This window comes from Pseudomonas poae RE*1-1-14, assembly GCF_000336465.1.
In the GTDB taxonomy this organism is placed as follows: domain Bacteria; phylum Pseudomonadota; class Gammaproteobacteria; order Pseudomonadales; family Pseudomonadaceae; genus Aquipseudomonas; species Aquipseudomonas poae.
Genome location: NC_020209.1, coordinates 309,724 through 327,790 on the forward strand (window position 1 = coordinate 309,724; position 18,067 = coordinate 327,790).

Annotated in this window: 15 protein-coding genes; 11 read left to right on the top strand and 4 right to left on the bottom strand. The window is 61.0% G+C overall.

Going from position 1 to position 18,067, the window contains the following annotated elements:
• Positions 1 to 5 precede the first annotated feature (5 nt).
• The 11 genes from murD to H045_RS01510 all read left to right on the top strand — a co-directional run bounded on the left by murD (position 6) and on the right by H045_RS01510 (position 12,976).
• Positions 6 to 1,352, top strand: a complete 1,347-nt coding sequence (gene murD, locus H045_RS01460) for a UDP-N-acetylmuramoyl-L-alanine--D-glutamate ligase (protein WP_004371986.1) — start codon at positions 6 to 8, stop codon at positions 1,350 to 1,352.
• Entirely contained in the window at positions 1,349 to 2,572 is a 1,224-nt protein-coding gene (ftsW, locus tag H045_RS01465; RefSeq protein ID WP_004371985.1) for a putative lipid II flippase FtsW, read from the top strand. Before murD ends, ftsW begins: the two co-directional genes overlap by 4 nt.
• A complete protein-coding gene (gene murG / locus H045_RS01470; protein WP_015371199.1) occupies positions 2,562 to 3,632 on the top strand; it encodes an undecaprenyldiphospho-muramoylpentapeptide beta-N-acetylglucosaminyltransferase in 1,071 nt (356 codons plus the stop codon). Before ftsW ends, murG begins: the two co-directional genes overlap by 11 nt.
• Positions 3,625 to 5,070: a UDP-N-acetylmuramate--L-alanine ligase gene (gene murC / locus H045_RS01475; RefSeq protein WP_004371983.1), complete on the top strand. Its 1,446-nt coding sequence runs from the start codon at positions 3,625 to 3,627 to the stop codon at positions 5,068 to 5,070. Before murG ends, murC begins: the two co-directional genes overlap by 8 nt.
• Positions 5,067 to 6,023 carry a D-alanine--D-alanine ligase gene (locus tag H045_RS01480; protein WP_004371982.1) on the top strand — a complete coding sequence of 319 codons (957 nt, stop codon included), beginning with the start codon at positions 5,067 to 5,069 and terminating at the stop codon, positions 6,021 to 6,023. The genes murC and H045_RS01480 overlap by 4 nt, the downstream gene beginning before the upstream one ends.
• Positions 6,024 to 6,026: 3 nt before the next feature.
• Positions 6,027 to 6,896: a cell division protein FtsQ/DivIB gene (locus H045_RS01485; protein WP_004371981.1), complete on the top strand. Its 870-nt coding sequence runs from the start codon at positions 6,027 to 6,029 to the stop codon at positions 6,894 to 6,896.
• Between the two features lie 15 nt (positions 6,897 to 6,911).
• Positions 6,912 to 8,174, top strand: coding sequence for a cell division protein FtsA (gene ftsA / locus H045_RS01490; RefSeq protein WP_004371980.1), 1,263 nt, complete (start codon positions 6,912 to 6,914; stop codon positions 8,172 to 8,174).
• A 75-nt stretch (positions 8,175 to 8,249) separates the two neighbouring features.
• Complete coding sequence (gene ftsZ / locus H045_RS01495) at positions 8,250 to 9,446, top strand: cell division protein FtsZ (RefSeq protein WP_004371979.1); 1,197 nt, start codon at positions 8,250 to 8,252, stop codon at positions 9,444 to 9,446.
• A 112-nt stretch (positions 9,447 to 9,558) separates the two neighbouring features.
• A complete protein-coding gene (lpxC, locus tag H045_RS01500; RefSeq protein ID WP_003171886.1) occupies positions 9,559 to 10,470 on the top strand; it encodes a UDP-3-O-acyl-N-acetylglucosamine deacetylase in 912 nt (303 codons plus the stop codon).
• Positions 10,471 to 10,727: 257 nt separating this feature from the next.
• A complete protein-coding gene (locus H045_RS01505; protein WP_015371200.1) occupies positions 10,728 to 11,744 on the top strand; it encodes a hypothetical protein in 1,017 nt (338 codons plus the stop codon).
• A 224-nt stretch (positions 11,745 to 11,968) separates the two neighbouring features.
• On the top strand, positions 11,969 to 12,976 hold the full coding sequence (locus H045_RS01510) for a hypothetical protein (RefSeq protein WP_015371201.1): 1,008 nt from the start codon (positions 11,969 to 11,971) through the stop codon (positions 12,974 to 12,976).
• 44 nt (positions 12,977 to 13,020) lie between these two features.
• Here H045_RS01510 and H045_RS01515 read toward each other — a convergent pair whose 3' ends face one another.
• The 4 genes from H045_RS01515 to H045_RS01530 form a co-directional block, all read right to left on the bottom strand.
• The gene (locus tag H045_RS01515; RefSeq protein ID WP_015371202.1) at positions 13,021 to 14,517 is read right to left on the bottom strand and encodes a sensor domain-containing diguanylate cyclase; all 1,497 of its coding nucleotides are present in this window, start codon (positions 14,515 to 14,517) and stop codon (positions 13,021 to 13,023) included.
• A gap of 87 nt (positions 14,518 to 14,604) precedes the next feature.
• The gene (locus H045_RS01520) at positions 14,605 to 15,921 is read right to left on the bottom strand and encodes an OprD family porin (protein ID WP_015371203.1); all 1,317 of its coding nucleotides are present in this window, start codon (positions 15,919 to 15,921) and stop codon (positions 14,605 to 14,607) included.
• A 105-nt stretch (positions 15,922 to 16,026) separates the two neighbouring features.
• Positions 16,027 to 17,391, bottom strand: coding sequence for a heavy metal sensor histidine kinase (locus H045_RS01525; protein WP_015371204.1), 1,365 nt, complete (start codon positions 17,389 to 17,391; stop codon positions 16,027 to 16,029).
• The gene (locus H045_RS01530; RefSeq protein WP_004371973.1) at positions 17,381 to 18,058 is read right to left on the bottom strand and encodes a heavy metal response regulator transcription factor; all 678 of its coding nucleotides are present in this window, start codon (positions 18,056 to 18,058) and stop codon (positions 17,381 to 17,383) included. Before H045_RS01530 ends, H045_RS01525 begins: the two co-directional genes overlap by 11 nt.
• Between the last annotated feature and the right edge of the window lie 9 nt (positions 18,059 to 18,067).

An 18,067-nucleotide genomic window follows, 5' to 3' on the forward strand; every position in this document is an offset into this window, starting at 1 on the left:
AACGAGTGTCCCTGATCGCTTCAGACCACTTCCGCATCGTTGTCGGCCTCGGCAAGAGCGGCATGTCCCTGGTTCGCTTCCTGGCGAACCGGGGCACGTCGTTTGCCGTGGCCGACACGCGGGAAAATCCACCGGAGCTGGTCACGCTGCGCCGTGACTACCCGCAGGTGGAAGTGCGTTGTGGCGAGCTGGACGTCGAGTTCCTGTGCCGCGCCGATGAGCTCTACGTGAGCCCCGGCCTGGCCCTGGCGACTCCCGCCCTGCAAGCAGCGGCGGCACGTGGTGTGAAGCTGTCCGGCGATATCGACTTGTTTGCGCGCAATGCCAAGGCACCCATCGTGGCCATCAGCGGTTCCAACGCCAAAAGCACCGTGACTACCCTGGTGGGCGAAATGGCGGCTGCGGCCGGCAAGCGCGTGGCGGTCGGCGGCAACCTTGGCGTACCGGCGCTGGACCTGCTCAGCGACGACGTCGAGCTGTACGTGATGGAGTTGTCGAGCTTCCAGCTGGAAACCACCCACGACCTCGGCGCCGAAGTCGCCACCGTATTGAACGTGAGTGAAGACCACATGGATCGCTACAGCGGCCTGCCGGCTTATCACCTGGCCAAGCACCGGATCTTTCGCGGTGCGCGGCAGGTGGTGGTCAACCGCCAGGATGCCCTGAGCCGTCCGTTGATGGGCGAAGGCCTGCCGTGCTGGACCTTCGGCCTGGGCAAACCCGACTTCAAGGGCTTCGGCATTCGTGAAGAGAACGGCGAGAAATACCTGGCCTTCGAATTCGAACACCTGATGCCGGTGCGCGAGCTGAAAATCCGTGGCGCCCATAACCAGTCCAATGCCCTCGCGGCCCTGGCGCTGGGGCATGCCGTGGGCCTGCCGTTCGACGCCATGCTGGCGAGCCTGCGCACCTTCGGCGGTCTCGAGCATCGCTGCCAATGGGTTCGCGACCTTGACGGCGTGAGCTATTACAACGATTCCAAGGCCACCAACGTCGGCGCTGCATTGGCAGCCATCGAAGGCCTGGGCGCCGATATTGACGGCAAGCTGGTGCTGATCGCCGGTGGCGACGGCAAGGGTGCCGACTTCAAGGACCTCAAGGCGCCAGTCGCCGCCCATTGCCGCGCCGTGGTGTTGATGGGCCGTGACTCGGACCTGATCGCCGCTGCCCTCGGTAACGACGTGGTGCAAGTACGTGCCGCCTCCCTCGACGACGCGATTGCCCAGTGCAAGGCCTTGGCCCAACCGGGCGATGCGGTGCTGCTGTCGCCAGCGTGCGCCAGTTTCGACATGTTCAAGAACTATGAAGAGCGCGGCCAGTTGTTCGCTCGCGCCGTGGAGGCTTTGGCATGAGCCTCAATCTGAGAAACATCATCAAGCCGTATCCGTCGCCGATCATCACCGGGCGCGGCATTGACCTTGATTTCCCGATGCTCGCCGGCTGCCTCGCGCTGCTGGGCCTGGGCCTGGTGATGATCACCTCGGCATCGTCCGAAGTGGCCGCCGTGCAGTCGGGCAACACCCTCTACATGATGATCCGTCACCTGGTGTACCTGGTGATCGGCCTCGGCGCGTGCATCGTCACCATGATGATTCCCATCGCCACCTGGCAACGCCTGGGCTGGCTGATGCTGATCGGTGCATTTGGCCTGCTGATCATGGTGATCCTGCCCGGCATCGGCCGCGAGGTGAACGGCTCGATGCGCTGGATCGGCTTCGGCGCGTTCAACGTGCAGCCGTCGGAAATCGCCAAGGTGTTCGTGGTCATCTACCTCGCCGGTTATCTGGTGCGTCGTCAGAAAGAAGTGCGCGAGAGCTGGATGGGCTTTTTCAAACCGTTCATCGTGCTGCTGCCGATGGCCGGCCTGTTGCTGATGGAGCCTGACTTCGGCGCCACCGTGGTGATGATGGGCGCGGCGGCGGCGATGCTGTTTCTCGGCGGCGTCGGTCTGTTTCGCTTTACCTTGATGGTGGTGCTGGCGGTGGCCGCGGTCACCGTGCTGGTGCAGGCGCAACCCTACCGGATGGCGCGTCTGATTACCTTTACCGATCCCTGGTCCGATCAATTCGGCTCCGGCTACCAGTTGACCCAGGCGCTGATCGCCTTCGGTCGCGGCGAGTGGCTGGGCGTGGGCCTGGGCAACAGCGTGCAGAAACAGTTCTACCTGCCGGAAGCCCACACCGACTTCGTGTTCTCGGTGCTTGCCGAAGAACTCGGCGTGGTCGGCTCGTTGTGCACCGTCGCGCTGTTCGTGTTCGTGTGTGTGCGCGGCATGTACATCGGCTTGTGGGCCGAGAAGGCCAAACAATATTTCGCCGCTTATGTGGCGTACGGTCTGTCGTTCCTGTGGATCGGCCAGTTCCTGATCAACATCGGCGTGAACGTCGGCCTGCTGCCGACCAAGGGCCTGACCTTGCCGTTCCTCAGTTACGGCGGCAGTTCGTTGGTGATTTGCTGTGCGTGCCTGGGCTTGTTGCTGCGCATCGAGTGGGAAAGTCGAACCCACCTGGGCAGCGAAGAGATGGAGTTCAGCGAAAGCGACTTCGCCGAGGAGCCGACCCATGGGCGCTAATGTGCTGATCATGGCGGGCGGCACTGGGGGCCATGTGTTCCCGGCCCTGGCGTGTGCGCGTGAATTCCAGAACCGTGGCTACAGCGTGCACTGGCTGGGTACACCGCGCGGCATCGAAAACGAGCTGGTGCCGAACGCCGGTTTGCCGCTGCATCTGATCAACGTCACCGGCCTGCGCGGCAAGAGCAAATTGTCCCTGCTCAAGGCACCGTTGGTGTTGCTCAAGGCAGTGTGGCAGGCGCGCAAGGTTATCCGTCAATTACAGCCGGTGTGCGTGCTCGGCTTTGGCGGCTATGTGACCGGTCCTGGCGGTGTGGCGGCAAAACTCGCCGGCGTGCCGGTGATCGTGCACGAACAGAATGCCGTCGCCGGCACCGCCAACCGCTTGCTGGTGCCGTTGGCCGCGCGGGTGTGTGAAGCCTTCCCGAATACGTTTGCCGCCTCGGACAAGCGCCGCACCACCGGCAACCCGGTGCGCACCGAGCTGTTTATGGACATCGCGCGCCAGGCCCTGGCCGGGCGCAAGGCGCACCTGCTGATCCTGGGCGGAAGCCTGGGCGCAGAGCCGTTGAACAAATTGCTGCCGGAAGCGGTGGCGCAACTCCCTGAGGAATTGCGCCCGGAGATCTTCCACCAGGCCGGCAAGAACCACGATGAAGTCACCGCCACGCGTTACCGCGAAGCCGGTGTGGACGCCAATGTGCAGCCCTTCATCAAAGACATGGCCCAAGCCTATGGCTGGGCCGACCTGGTGGTCTGCCGCGCTGGCGCGCTGACTGTCAGTGAACTGGCCGCCGCCGGTCTGCCGTCCTTGCTGGTGCCTTTGCCCCATGCCATCGACGATCACCAGACTCGCAACGCCGAATATTTGGCCGGGGAGGGCGCTGCCTTCCTGCTGCCGCAAAGAACGACTGGCGCCGCCGATTTGGCCGCACGCCTGACCGAGGTTTTGATGCAACCGGAACGACTGAACAGCATGGCGAGCACCGCAAGCCGCCTGGCCAAACCTGACGCAACTCGCACCGTGGTCGATATCTGCCTGGAGGTGGCCCATGGTTGAGAATCAGAAAGCCATGCCACAACCCGAAATGCGCCGCATCCGTCGCATCCACTTCGTCGGCATCGGCGGCGTGGGCATGTGCGGTATTGCCGAAGTGCTGCTGAACCTGGGCTATCAGGTGTCCGGCTCGGACTTGAAAGAGTCGCCGGTGACCGACCGCCTGAAGACCTTCGGCGCACAGATCTTTATCGGCCACCGTGCCGAGAACGCCGCCGAGGCTGACGTGCTGGTGGTGTCCAGCGCCGTGAACACCTCCAACCCGGAAGTGGCCACCGCCCTTGAGCGTCGCATTCCGGTGGTGCCGCGCGCCGAAATGCTCGCCGAGCTGATGCGCTACCGTCACGGCATCGCCGTGGCCGGCACCCATGGCAAAACCACCACTACCAGCCTGATCGCCTCGGTGTTCGCCGCCGGTGGCCTGGACCCGACCTTCGTCATCGGTGGCCGCCTGAATGCAGCCGGCACCAATGCCCAGCTCGGCACCAGTCGCTACCTGATCGCCGAAGCCGATGAAAGCGATGCGAGCTTCCTGCACCTGCAACCGATGGTCGCCGTGGTCACCAACATCGACGAAGACCACATGGCCACCTACGACGGTGACTTCAACAAGTTGAAGAAGACCTTCGTCGAGTTCCTGCACAACCTGCCGTTCTACGGGTTGGCGGTGCTGTGCCTGGACGATCCGGTGGTTCGTGAAATCCTGCCGCAGGTCAAGCGCCCGACCGTGACCTACGGCTTCAGCGAAGACGCCGACGTGCGGGCGATCAACGTGCGCCAGGAAGGCATGCAGACCTACTTCACCGTGCTGCGTCCCGACCGCGAGCCGCTGGATGTCTCGGTCAACATGCCGGGCAACCACAACGTGCTCAATTCCCTGGCAACCATCTGCATCGCCTCCGATGAAGGCGTCAGCGATGAAGCCATCGTCGAAGGCCTGTCACGCTTTGCCGGCGTGGGGCGTCGCTTCCAGGTCTACGGCCAACTGCCGGTGGACGGCGGCGACGTGATGCTGGTGGACGACTACGGTCACCACCCCACCGAAGTGGCCGCCGTGATCAAGGCCGTGCGCGGTGGTTGGCCGGAGCGTCGCCTGGTGATGGTCTACCAGCCGCATCGCTACAGCCGCACCCGCGATCTGTACGACGATTTCGTCAATGTCTTGGCCGATGCCAACGTGCTGTTGTTGATGGAAGTCTATCCAGCCGGTGAAGAGCCGATTCCGGGTGCCGACAGCCGCAAGCTGTGCAACAGCATCCGCCAGCGTGGGCAGTTGGACCCGATCTACATCGAGCGTGGCGTGGACCTGGCACCGATCGTCAAGCCGCTGCTGCGTGCCGGCGACATCCTGCTGTGCCAGGGCGCCGGTGACATCGGTGGCCTTGCACCCAAGTTGCTCGCCAGTCCGCTGTTTGCCGCGCAGAAGGGGGTGTCGAAATGATCACCGACTACGCGTCTCTGTTCTCCACCATCACGCCTGCCGACTTCGGCCGTGTGGCTGTGTTGTTCGGCGGCAAGAGCGCCGAGCGCGAAGTGTCGCTCAAGTCCGGCAACGCGGTGCTTCAAGCGCTGCAGAGCGCCGGTGTGAATGCTTTTGGTATCGACGTCGGCGATGATTTTCTCGCGCGTCTGCAGGCCGAAAAAATCGACCGTGCCTTCATCATCCTGCACGGCCGTGGCGGTGAAGACGGCAGCATGCAAGGCCTGTTGGAATGCGCTGGCATTCCTTACACCGGCAGCGGGATCCTTGCGTCCGCACTGGCCATGGACAAGCTGCGCACCAAGCAGGTGTGGCACAGCCTGGGCATTCCAACGCCACGTCACAGTGTGCTGCGCAGCGAAGACGATTGTATTTCGGCGGCCAAGGAACTGGGCCTGCCTTTGATCGTCAAACCAGCCCATGAAGGCTCCAGTATCGGCATGGCCAAAGTGAACTCGGCCGCCGAATTGATCGACGCATGGAAAGCGGCCAGTACCTACGATTCGCAAGTGATGGTTGAACAGTGGATCCAGGGTCCCGAGTACACCATCGCCACCCTGCGTGGCCAGGTATTGCCGCCCATCGCATTGGGCACGCCCCACACCTTTTACGACTACGACGCCAAGTACGTGGCTTCCGATACCCAGTACCGGATCCCTTGCGGCCTTGACGCAGACAAAGAACAGCTATTGATGGACCTCACGGCCAAGGCCTGCGAGGCGCTGGGTATCGCCGGTTGGGCGCGGGCAGACGTGATGCAGGATGACCAGGGCAACTTCTGGTTCCTGGAAGTCAACACGGCGCCGGGCATGACCGACCACAGCCTGGTCCCCATGGCGGCCCGTGCCGCCGGTCTGGATTTTCAGCAGTTGGTGCTGGCGATTCTTGCCGAAAGTATTGAGCCAAGAGGCTAAGACATGAAAGGCGCATCGCTTCGTCATCAGCCCTCCCAAGCACCGAGCCGCAAGCCGGTGCCACGGGGTGCCAGCCGCATGGTGGCTAAAGAGCCGATGTCGGCGCGCCTGCCGAAAGCCAATTTTGGTTTCCTCAAGGCGCTGTTCTGGCCGGTGCTGCTGGTGGTGTTGGGCTTTGGCACTTATGAAGGTGCGCAGCGGCTGTTGCCGTATGCCGACCGGCCGATCACCAAAATCAGTGTGCAGGGTGACTTGAGCTACATCAGCCAGCAGGCGGTACAGCAGCGCATCGGCCCTTACCTGGCGGCGAGCTTTTTCACCATCGACCTGGCCGGGATGCGCTCGGAGCTGGAACAGATGCCGTGGATCGCTCACGCCGAGGTGCGCCGTGTATGGCCGGACCAGGTGACTATCCGCCTGGAAGAGCAACTGCCGGTAGCGCGTTGGGGTAACGAGGCGCTGTTGAACAACCAGGGCCAGGCGTTCACCCCGCGTGAGCTGGCCAACTATGAGCACCTGCCGCAGCTGTTCGGGCCGCAGCGGGCGCAGCAGCAAGTGATGCAGCAGTACCAGGCCTTGAGCCAGATGCTGCGGCCGCTGGGCTTCTCCATTGCACGCCTGGAACTGCGTGAGCGGGGCAGCTGGTTTTTGACGACCGGGGCAGGCAGTTCCGGCCCGGGTATCGAGTTGTTGCTGGGACGCGACCGCTTGGTGGAGAAGATGCGCCGTTTCATTGCCATCTACGACAAGACCTTGAAAGAACAGATTACGAACATTGCGAGCGTCGACCTGCGTTACGCCAACGGCCTGGCCGTCGGCTGGCGTGAACCGGCTGCGCCGACGACAGACAAACCCGCTGTCGCGAAGAATTAAGAAGAGGCAGGACCCATGGCAAACGTGCAAAGCGGCAAAATGATCGTCGGTCTCGATATCGGCACCTCCAAGGTGGTGGCGCTGGTCGGCGAGGTCGGGGAAGACGGCGTGATCGAGATCGTCGGTATTGGCACGCATCCGTCCCGGGGCCTGAAGAAGGGCGTGGTGGTGAACATCGAGTCCACTGTGCAGTCGATCCAGCGCGCCATCGAAGAAGCGCAGCTGATGGCCGGTTGCCGAATTCACTCGGCGTTCGTCGGCGTGGCCGGCAACCATATCCGCAGCCTGAACTCCCACGGCATCGTGGCGATCCGCGACCGTGAAGTCAGCTCGGCGGACCTTGAGCGCGTACTCGACGCCGCCCAGGCCGTGGCAATTCCGGCGGACCAGCGCGTGCTGCACACCCTGCCGCAGGACTACGTGATCGATAACCAGGAAGGCGTGCGTGAGCCTCTGGGCATGTCGGGCGTGCGTCTGGAAGCCAAGGTTCACGTGGTGACCTGCGCCGTCAACGCTGCACAGAACATTGAAAAATGCGTGCGCCGCTGCGGCCTGGAAATCGACGACATCATTCTGGAGCAACTGGCGTCGGCGTATTCGGTACTCACCGACGACGAGAAAGAACTGGGCGTGTGCCTGGTCGATATCGGCGGCGGCACTACAGACATTGCGATCTTCACCGAGGGTGCGATTCGTCACACCGCCGTGATCCCGATTGCGGGCGATCAGGTCACCAACGACATCGCCATGGCGCTGCGTACACCGACCCAGTACGCCGAAGAAATCAAGATTCGCTACGCCTGTGCCCTGGCCAAGCTGGCCGGTGCCGGCGAGACCATCAAGGTGCCGAGCGTGGGCGACCGTCCACCGCGCGAGTTGTCGCGCCAGGCCTTGGCCGAAGTGGTCGAGCCGCGCTACGACGAGCTGTTCACCCTGATCCAGGCTGAACTGCGTCGCAGCGGCTACGAAGATCTGATCCCGGCCGGCATCGTGCTGACCGGTGGCACCTCGAAGATGGAAGGCGCGGTCGAACTGGCCGAGGAGATCTTCCACATGCCAGTGCGCTTGGGCTTGCCCCATGGCGTCAAAGGCCTCGGCGATGTCGTGCGCAACCCGATTTATTCCACCGGTGTGGGTTTGCTGTTGTACGGGCTGCAAAAGCAGACCGACGGCATCTCCATGTCGGGCCCGAGTATTCGCGACAGCTACCGCAGCGACGACGAAGCGAAAGCGCCGTTGTTCGAGCGGTTGCAGGCGTGGGTCAAAGGCAATTTCTAAAGACTTACCGTGACACCGCAACACCCGTAACAAGCAGTAGGCGAAAAAACTAGAGAAAATGAAAGGAGAGGGAACATGTTCGAACTCGTAGACAACATCCCCGCTAGCCCGGTTATCAAAGTAATCGGTGTCGGCGGTGGCGGCGGCAACGCTGTCAACCATATGGTCAAGAGCAACATTGAAGGCGTTGAATTCATCTGCGCCAACACGGATGCCCAGGCGCTGAAAAGCATCGGCGCGCGGACCATCCTGCAATTGGGCACAGCCGTGACCAAGGGCCTCGGCGCTGGCGCCAACCCGGAAGTCGGCCGTCAAGCTGCGCTGGAAGACCGCGAGCGTATTGCTGAAGTGCTGCAAGGCACCAACATGGTGTTCATCACCACCGGCATGGGCGGCGGTACCGGTACCGGTGCAGCGCCGATCATTGCCGAAGTGGCCAAGGAAATGGGGATTCTGACCGTTGCCGTGGTAACGCGTCCGTTCCCGTTCGAAGGCCGCAAGCGTATGCAGATCGCCGACGAAGGTATCCGTCTGCTGTCTGAAAGCGTCGACTCGTTGATCACCATTCCCAACGAGAAGCTGCTGACCATCCTGGGCAAGGACGCAAGCCTGCTGTCCGCGTTCGCCAAGGCTGACGATGTACTGGCCGGTGCCGTGCGCGGTATCTCCGACATCATCAAGCGCCCAGGCATGATCAACGTCGACTTTGCCGACGTGCGTACCGTGATGAGCGAAATGGGCATGGCGATGATGGGTACTGGCTGCGCCAGCGGTCCGAACCGTGCGCGTGAAGCGACCGAAGCGGCCATCCGCAACCCGTTGCTCGAAGACGTGAACCTGCAAGGCGCACGCGGCATTCTGGTGAACATCACTGCCGGCCCTGACCTGTCCCTGGGTGAGTACTCCGACGTGGGTAGCATCATCGAAGCCTTCGCGTCCGAGCACGCGATGGTCAAAGTCGGTACCGTTATCGATCCAGACATGCGCGACGAATTGCACGTGACTGTGGTTGCTACCGGCCTGGGTGCCAAAATCGAGAAGCCTGTGAAGGTCATCGACAACACCCTGCACAACAGCCAGGCGAGCCAGTCGGCTGCCGCTCCAGCGCCTGCGCGCCAGGAACTGCCGTCGGTGAACTACCGTGACCTGGATCGTCCGACCGTGATGCGCAACCAGGCTCAGGCCGGTGCTGCTGCGTCCCGTAGCCCGAATCCGCAAGATGACCTGGATTACCTGGACATCCCGGCATTCCTGCGTCGTCAGGCCGATTAATGGAATGTATCAGGGCTATGAAGGTGATTGGTGTTCAGCAAAGGTCTGGTCTGCTATTATCGCCAGCCTTTGTTGATACCAGTTCGCAATTTGCGCTGAAGCGGTCCAAGCCATGATTAAACAACGCACTCTGAAGAATATTATTCGTGCCACAGGTGTAGGTCTGCACTCCGGGGAAAAGGTCTACCTGACCCTCAAGCCTGCACCTGTCGACACCGGCATCGTGTTTGTGCGTGCCGACCTGGACCCTGTCGTGCAGATACCTGCGCGCGCGGAAAACGTTGGCGAAACAACCATGTCGACCACGTTGGTCAACGGTGACGTCAAGGTGGACACGGTGGAGCACTTGCTCTCGGCCATGGCCGGTCTGGGCATCGATAACGCCTACGTCGAGCTCTCCGCGTCCGAAGTCCCGATCATGGATGGCAGCGCTGGACCTTTCGTATTCCTGATTCAATCTGCCGGCCTGGAAGAACAGGACGCAGCCAAGAAGTTCATTCGCATTCTGCGGGAAGTGACAGTAGAAGACGGCGACAAGCGCGCCACCTTCGTCCCGTTCGAAGGCTTTAAAGTGAGCTTTGAGATCGATTTCGATCACCCGGTATTCCGTGACCGCACCCAAAGTGCAAGCGTGGATTTTTCCAGCACTTCGTTCGTAAAAGAAGTCAGCCGCGCCCGTACCTTTGGTTTCATGAGTGACATCGAGTACCTGCGCAAGCACAACCTCGCACTCGGCGGCAGCGTTGAAAACGCCATCGTGGTCGACGCGGATGGTGTACTGAACGAAGACGGCCTTCGCTACGAAGACGAATTCGTGAAGCACAAGATCCTCGATGCAATCGGTGACCTCTACCTGCTGGGCAATAGCCTGATAGGCGAGTTCAAAGGCTTCAAGTCGGGCCATGCCCTTAACAACCAGCTGCTGCGCAAGTTGATTGAGCAGACAGACGCTTGGGAAGTCGTGACCTTCGAAGATGCCAGCACCGCACCGATCTCTTACATGCGTCCCGTTGCGGCGGTGTAAGTAACAACTCTCTTTCTTTAGTTTTTAAAGGCTACCTTCGGGTAGCCTTTTTTTTGCCAAAAATTCGGCGCAAATGACATGTGTTGTAACGGGCGACGTTTGTGTCGTGGGAACTGATGCTTCCAGGTACACCACAAGCTAGAGGTAAGCTCGTCGAGTTTCCAATATGCGAGTAGGGAGCAAGTTCGAACGGAGTATGAATATTGGATAAGGTTTATGTAGAACTAACTATTTGATTACTCTCAAGAGATTTTGCTATGAATGGCGTATCTGCAGCTCAAACTTATCGTTCCGTTGATATTCAGCCACCAAGCCAGAGTGGCATGGAAAAGCAGCAACAAGAACCCAATAGCGTCCAAAGGCCGCGCGCTTTGACTGCCGCCTATACCGCCAATGTGTTGGGCGGTCAGGCCTCATTTCAGCCAATCCCCACGCTTGCGTTTCGCCCGAAGACTTATCTCACGCTCAGTGCGACAGCCAATCTCATTCCTGGTCTTGTCAGCGCAGGCGCCAGCAAGACTATACGATTCGATCCGTTGATCAGGGTTAGCCCGACGGACACTGGCGGCGTCACTGTGGGTTTCACCCCACGGCTGGAAGTTGAATTAAGCGGCGCAGTTCGCGCAGGCCTGACGAATATCTTCAATACTGGCCTGGGCGTGAATGGGGGGCTGGGTGGTGCACAGAAGTTTACCTTTGGTGCGCCGCAATTCAGCGCCAATCTCGAACCCAATGGCGTATTCAACGCCCATGCTGATTTAAATCCCACGCTTGGCAGTGAGCAAACAGTAAGCGCGAATATTGGCGCGGGATTTGGTGTGGGAGCCATCAGCGTCGGTGCGAATCAAAGTTTTTCCCATAGTCTTGGCCAGCAGATAAAAGTGGGCGGGCCTGGTGTCCAGTTTCAGTTGAGTTCCACCGGTCAGCCGAAGATATCCACCAACTGGGATAGAACGGTATCGATCTCGAACAGTTATACCTTTTCGCCCAAGGCCAATTTGAATGGGCAAATCAGTGCCGGTCAGGTAGATGCCCGTGCGAGTTTGGGAGCGGGGCCATCATTTACCATAGAACACAACGTTATCTTCAACACCGACCCTGCAAGGAAAGCGCCTCCAAGGCATGAGTTTTCAGCCAGATCAGGCGTAAGTGTCGATGGCTCTTTCGGTTTCAGGGTGAGCCTGCTTCCCAGTGGATCACCTTTGAATATATCGGCTGAGGTCGGCTTCAATCCGGGCGTGTCCGTGTCCGGTGGTGGGCGCTACACCCTCTAATGGTTGAAACAGCCGTGTCAGTGAAAGGGAGCACACCCTCCCTTCGCTGACATTTGTTGAAACTACCTACGCCGTACTTGTAGGAACTGTTACTTCGCTCTGTCCCACAAAGTCAGCGTGAAGCCGTTGAATGACGATATTCGCATCGATGAAGCCAAGTTCGAATGGTTTATTCGTCAATTCATGAAGCGCTGCACGAAACTTATAAAGCGAGTGTATTAGCTATGAGCCAGATTTCTGCAAATCCGCTGTATCGTTCGCCCACCCCACCACCGCAAAACAACGATGAGGTGAATAAACGACAGCCTCCGCGCGCCCTCACTGCCCCCTATACCGCCAAAGTGTTCGGCGGTGAGGCCAAGTTTCAACCGATTCCCACTGTCACCTTCACGCCCGCTACGCATGCCACGATTGCGGCCAGAATCACGCCGCTGCCTGGCGGTCCGAGTGTGGGTGCAAGCGCGACCGCGCGGTTCCTGCCCGATATCGTCTTGCGTCCTAACGACGCCGGCGGCCTCAATGTCAGCGTGACGCCAAAGATGCAGCTCCAACTGAACGCCGATTTGACGGCGGGTATTCCCAATATCCTGGGGACCGGCATTGGTGTCAGGGGCGGTGGCAGTGCGTCCAAGTGGTTTACGTTCAATGCTCCAGAGGCCCGCTTCAATCTGAATCCGGACCTTTCATTCAATGCAAGCGCCCATCTCAATCCTGCCCTGACGACCACTCAGCGTATTGGCTTGAATGGTGGATTGCAGGGCCGTGTTTCATCTTCGGGATTGGGGGCCGGTGCTGGGGTGGATCAGGCTTTTACGCATCAGACGCAGCAAGAGTTCAAACTCGGCGGCCCCGGCGTCAAGTTCGAAATGATTCCTGGCTCAAAGCCGACGATAACGCAGAACGTCGATAAAACGGTGTCCATCTCAAACAGTTACAGCTTCCTGCCGCGCACATCCGTGAATGCGAATGCCCAGGCCGGTCCGCTTACTGTCAGTGCCGGTGCCGGTGTCTTACCGGGTGTCACGGTCAAGTACAAAGTGACATTGAGCACTGACCTCGCAAGCAAGACGCCACCCAAGACCGAAGTGTCCGTGTCGTCTGGCGTTCGGTTGGACGGGTCCTTCGCTATCGGCGTGTCGCTGTTGCCTCGCGACTGGCCTGTCAGTCTCAGCGCATCCGTGGGGGCTCAGCCCTATGTCAGGGTCTCGGCGGACGCTAGCTATACGGTTTGAACGCTGACGCCCAAACCACGCCTGTCTTTATGGGCAGGCGTTTCTCAACCCAGGGTTGCGGCATCCACAATCCGGTTGCGACCCGTGTGCTTGGCTTCATACAGCGCCTGGTCCGCACTGAGCAATAACGCCTCCAGGGAGGTTCGACTGCGCTTGTTCCAGGTGCTCAAGCCGATGCTCACGGTGATGGGGCGACCATCTTCGGCCACCCTCGGCAAATGCTCCACACCACTGCGGATGTGCTCGGCAATCACCCAGGCGCCGTTGGCGTCGGTATGCGGCAGCACCACTGCAAACTCTTCCCCGCCATAGCGCGCCGCCAGGTCAGCGGGGCGGCGTATGTTGCTGCCGATCACCTGAGCCACGTTGCGCAGTGCCTCATCGCCGCCGTTATGGCCATGCCGGTCGTTGAAGGCCTTGAAGTGGTCCACATCAATCATCAGCAGCGTGAGCGACTCGGTGGAGCGCTGTGCGCGGTCCCATTCCAGGCGCAGGCGCTCATCGAGGATGCGGCGGTTGGGCAGGCCGGTCAGTGCATCGGTGGCGGCCAGTTCCGACAGCACGCGCTCGGCGCGATGACGACGGCGCAGTTCGCGGCGCAGCATCCAGCTCAGCCACAGCACGCCAATGCACAATATGCCGGTGGCCCCGCCGGTCAGCAGCGCGGCGCGGTGCCATTGGGCGAAGACATCCTCTCTGGACAGCGCCACCACGACAATCAGCGGCAGTGCACCGACGTTGGTGAAGGTATACAGACGCTCCTTGCCGCTGATGGCGGAAATCGCCTGAAAACTGCCCATGCCCTCACGCAGCATTCGCTTGAAGTTGGGCCGGTCGCTCAGGTCCTTGTCGATCATTTCGCGCTCCAGCAGCGGCTGCTGGGCCAAAAGGATGCCTTTGCTGCTCAACAGGTTGATGCTGCTGCCGTTGCCGATGGTCAGGCTGCTGAATAGCTGGTCGAAGTACGCCAGGCGCATGGTCGCTACCGCGACGCCGGCGAACTCACCGTTGGGCCCCGACACACGCCGGCTGAATGCCATGCGCCAGACCTGCTCGCAGTTGCAGTGAATCCTGAAGGGCCGGCTGATGAACAGCCCGGCCTGTGCGTTATTGGCGTGCACCTGGAAATAATCACGGTTGGCGAAATTACGCGGCGTGGGTTTGAGGGCCGAAGAGTCCGCAATCACGTCGCCCTTGGCGTCCAGCAGCAGGACTTCGCCCTTGTAGGGCGCGGCGGTGGACAGATCAAACTGCAGCCGATGGCGAATATCCGCAGCCACCCCGGACAAGTTTTCACGTTGCCCGGTCTCGATCAGCTCGGTGAGTGCCAGGTCGTACAGCTCGACGTTGCGCAACACATCGGCATTGATCAACTGGGCAATGTTGGTGGTCGAGCGCGTGGCTGCCAGCAGCGTGCTGGCGTGCTCACGGATCAACAGCGCCGTGACGATGATCAAAATCAGTGCGACGGTGAGACCGCTGCCCAGCATCAGCAACAGTTCCGGGTGGGCAGGCGGGGTGCGACCAGAGCGTTTATTCATCGGGCAGACTTCAGCAGCGCAGATGCTGGCAGTTTAGTTCTACCCGATGAAAAGTGAATGCCCTGCTAAAAAGAAAGATTTGGCGCGTCAGAACACTTCGAATGGATAGTCGAGGATCATGCGGTACTCGTCCACGTCCCGATCCACCGCCGAGTAGCCGTTGCTGCCTCGGTGGGTCGCCCATTGCAGACGCACGGCGAGGTCCTTGGCCTTGCCGCTCTGCACCACATACTTCAAGTCGATATCGCGTTCCCAGTGCCTGGCGTCCTTGCCGTCGGCGCTGTACCACGCGCTGTAGCCACGGCTCTGCGGGTCGACTTTGGTCAGGTCAGTCTGGCCGCTGATGTAGGACACGGCCGAGGTCAGGCCGGGCAGGCCCAGGCCGCCGAAGTTATAGGCGTACTTGAGTTTCCATGAGCGTTCGTTGGGCCCGTTGAAGTCCGAGTATTGCTGGGAATTGTCGAGGAAGACGCTGTCGCCCTGGGCAATGTAGTCAAACGGGGTGTTGCCGTTGACCCGCTGGTACGCGGCAGTGACGCTGTGATGGCCGGCCGCCACGGTGAAGTGCAGGCTGTAGGTGTTGTTGTCGATAGCCCCCAGCAGCGACTGCCCTGTGTCCTGGGTGTGGTAGTAGTGCAGGCCGGGATTGAGACTGATCATCTCGTTCACCACATAGGTGTAGTCCAGGTCGTAGTAGTACTGCTGCCACACGTCCTTGAGTTCGGAGGCGTAGAGGTTGCTGGTCACGCTGGGAATGGCGCTGAACGAGACACCGGCCCAGTTCAGGTGCTGGCTGTCGGTATTGAGTGGGAGTGCGCCGTAACTGGTGCCGATGCGCCGGTGACCACTCTGGTTGTAGAGCTTGGTGAAACTGGCCTGGCCGCCTTCGAACAGCCAGCCGTCGATGCTGTGGTTGGTCAGGCTGATGCCACGGAAAGTCTGGGGCAGCATGCGGGTCATGCCGCCGGCGATCACCGGGTTGTTGAGGAACAGGTCGCCGGCTTTAAGCTCGGTGTCGAACGCGCGCATCTTCAGGGTGCCGCCAGCGGTCGAGAACGCACCGGGCGCCTTGCCGTTGCCGCCGCCGTAGGGAAGGATGCTGGAGCCGTCAGTGCCGCCACCGCCGTCGAGCTTGAGGCCGAGCATGGCGTGGGCGTCCAGGCCAAAACCCACGGGGCCCTGGGTGTAGCCCGATTCGAACGTGCCGAGAAAGCCCTGGCCCCACTCCTTGCTGTCATCGGTGTGAATGTCGCGACGGTCGCGGTTCATGTAGTAGTTGCGTGCATTGAGCTTGAGGCTGGAGCCTTCGACGAAACCGTCGGTGGGAGGGGTGTCGGCTGCGTGGGCGAGGGGGCTGATCGTTGCTGCAATGGCGAGGAATAACGGGGTGAGCGAGGTCTGCACCGGTGGCTCCTTTATGGATGGCAAAAAAAAGCCGCTGATGATCGGCGGCTTTGAGAATCGAAGAGTGTAACAAGATAATGACTGTTGCCAAAACCGCAACAGTTGTCAGCGCGGCAGGATAATGCCGAAGGTATTCGCGCCACCCTCGCTGCGTACGAACACATCGCCGGCATGCATCAACGCAATCGCCTTGACGATGGCCAGTCCCAGTCCGTGATTGGCCCCGCTGTTGCTGCGCGACGCGTCCACCCGATAGAAGCGCTCGAACAACCGCGGCAGGTGCTCGGCGGCAATCGCCTCGCCGGGGTTGGTCACAGCAATCGCCACTTGCTGCTGTTGCACCTCGATAGTCACCTCGATGATCTGCCCCGGCGCGGTGTGTTGCACCGCATTACTCAGCAGGTTGATCAGTGCACGGCGCAGGTGGGCTTTTTCGATCTGCACCTGGGCGTCGCCCTGTACCCGCACCTGGACCTGGGCGTCTTCGAGGATGAAGTCCAGGTAGTCGAGCGTGGTCGCCACTTCATCGGCCAGGGAGCTTTCGATCAGCTTGGTGGCCTTGCTGCCCTGATCGGCGCTGGCCAGGAACAGCATGTCGTTGATGATCGAGCGCAGGCGCTCGAGTTCTTCCAGGTTCGATTGCAGCACCTCGAAGTAATGCTCGGCCGAGCGCCCGCGTGTGAGGGCCACCTGGGTCTGACCGATCAGGTTGGTCAGCGGCGAGCGCAGTTCGTGGGCCACATCGGCATTGAACGATTCCAGGCGTGAATAGGCCTGTTCGACGCGGTCGAGGGTGGCGTTGAACGAGTTGACGAACTGACTCAGTTCCGGCGGCAACGGCGACAGTTGCAGGCGCCCGGAGAGCTTGGGCGGCGCCAGCTTGCGCGCTTCGCCGGAGAGTCTTTCCAGCGGTTTGAGGCCGATGCGCGCCACCCAGAATCCCAGCAGCGAGGCCAGCACCACGCCGACCAGCGCAAGACTGACCAGGGCCACCAGCAGGTGATGCTGGGTGGCGCGGAAGTTCTCGGTATCGATGGCAATCATGAAACGCAGGGGCGGGCGCTGATCCTTGGCCGCGAACTGGCTCACCAGCACCTTGAACGGATAGGCATGGTCAGGCAGGCGCAAATCGCGTTTACCGACCGGGCCCTGGGCGAATGCGCGAATCTGCGCGTCCGGATCGCCGTACTCGTAGTTGGGGTCGCTGCTGACCACCCAGAAGCGGATGCGCTTGTCTTCCTCTCCCAGCAGCTTGAGCTTGGCGCGGATTTTCACCCAATGCTCCGGCGTACCGAAACGATTGACCGACGACTCCAGCACGCTGTAACGCGCATCCAGCTCCGCCCCCGGCAACAGGCCCAGGCCGCGATCCACCTGCTGGTACAGCACGCCGCCGATCAACAGGAAGATCAGCGCCGCCACCAGGGTGAACAGTCCGCTCAGACGCACGGCAATCGAGTCAACCGACACTGCGATTCTCCAACACGTACCCCATACCGCGAATGGTGTGCAGCAGCTTGTGTTCGAACGGCCCGTCGAGCTTGGCGCGCAGACGTTTGATCGCCACTTCGACCACGTTGGCGTCGCTGTCGAAATTGATGTCCCAGACCATCTCGGCAATCGCCGTCTTGGAGAGGATTTCGCCCTGGCGGCGGGCCAATACGCTGAGCAGCGAAAACTCCTTGGCGGTAAGGTCCAGGCGCACGCCATTGCGGCTGGCCTTGCGGCTGATCAGGTCGATCCACAGGTCGGCGACCGTCACCTGTACCGGCTCGTGACCACCGCTGCGCCGGGTCAGCGCCTGCAGGCGTGCAACCAGCTCTAGAAATGAAAACGGCTTGCCCAGGTAATCATCGGCGCCTTCGCGCAGGCCGCGAATGCGGTCTTCCACGCGTTCGCGGGCAGTGAGCATGATGACCGGCGTCTGCTTGCGCGCGCGCAACGCCCGCAGCACGCCGAAGCCGTCGAGGCCGGGCAGCATCACATCGAGCACGATCACCGCGTAGTCGTTCTCCAGCGCCAGGTGTAACCCCTCGACGCCCTCGCGCGCCACGTCGACGGTGTAGCCTTGCTCGGTGAGGCCGCGATGCAGGTAGTCTGCGGTTTTTTCTTCATCTTCGATAATCAGGACGCGCATGGCACCGCC